This window comes from Streptomyces silaceus (genome assembly GCF_001419745.1).
In the GTDB taxonomy this organism is placed as follows: domain Bacteria; phylum Actinomycetota; class Actinomycetes; order Streptomycetales; family Streptomycetaceae; genus Streptomyces; species Streptomyces silaceus.
In genome coordinates, this window is sequence record NZ_LIRJ01000664.1 from 1 (window position 1) to 702 (window position 702).

Below are 702 nucleotides of genomic sequence, written 5' to 3' on the forward strand. Positions count from 1 at the left end.
CTGCACGGCGTCCTCGGCCTCCGTCCGGCTTCCCAGCAGCCGCGTCGCGAGTCTCAGCAGTCCGGGCGCGTGGCGCTGCACGAGCCGCTCGAAGGCCTCTTCGTCGCCCTCGGCGGCCCGTACCGCCAGCAATCCGTCGTCACGCCACGAGGAATCGTCCTTCTCCCCCGGCGCTCTGCCCCGGTCACCCGGCACACGCGGCTCCTTTCACTCAGGTCGTACTCCTACGACACATCGAAGTCGGTCGGCGTTACGCGGCGCAGGTGTGTTGTTCTCCGAGGCGAGAAGTTCCTCCGAGACGCGTAACGAATTCCCCGGAGCGGTGTCAGACGTGTGTGGGGCCGCAGCGACCCTGCATCTAAAGCGCCATCAGAACCGAATAGCACCAACAGACAGATCACGACGAGACTCTGACGACGAGGAGATGCCGCAATGGCGACTCAGGAGATCACTTCGAAGACGGCCACGTCCGGTGGCGGCGAGAGCAGCGTCGTCCCCGCGCCCAAGAGCACCCCGGGCAGCACCACCCTGACGGGCGGCACCGGGGCGGGCGAGCCGGCCGCGACGCGCGGCAGGACGTCGATCGCGGACGTCGTGGTGGTGAAGATCGCCGGTATGGCCGCCCGGGAGATCCCCGGTGTGTACGACATGGGCGGCGGGCTCTCCCGCACCATCGGCGCGGTCCGCGACCGTGTGCCCGGC

Annotated in this window: 2 pseudogenes; one reads left to right on the plus strand and one right to left on the minus strand. The window is 68.9% G+C overall.

Going from position 1 to position 702, the window contains the following annotated elements:
* A pseudogene (locus AOK22_RS38425) lies at positions 1-195 on the minus strand (sigma factor); the annotation flags it as partial.
* 237 nt (positions 196-432) lie between these two features.
* Here AOK22_RS38425 and AOK22_RS43585 point away from each other — a divergent pair.
* Positions 433-702: pseudogene (locus AOK22_RS43585) on the plus strand (Asp23/Gls24 family envelope stress response protein); the annotation flags it as partial.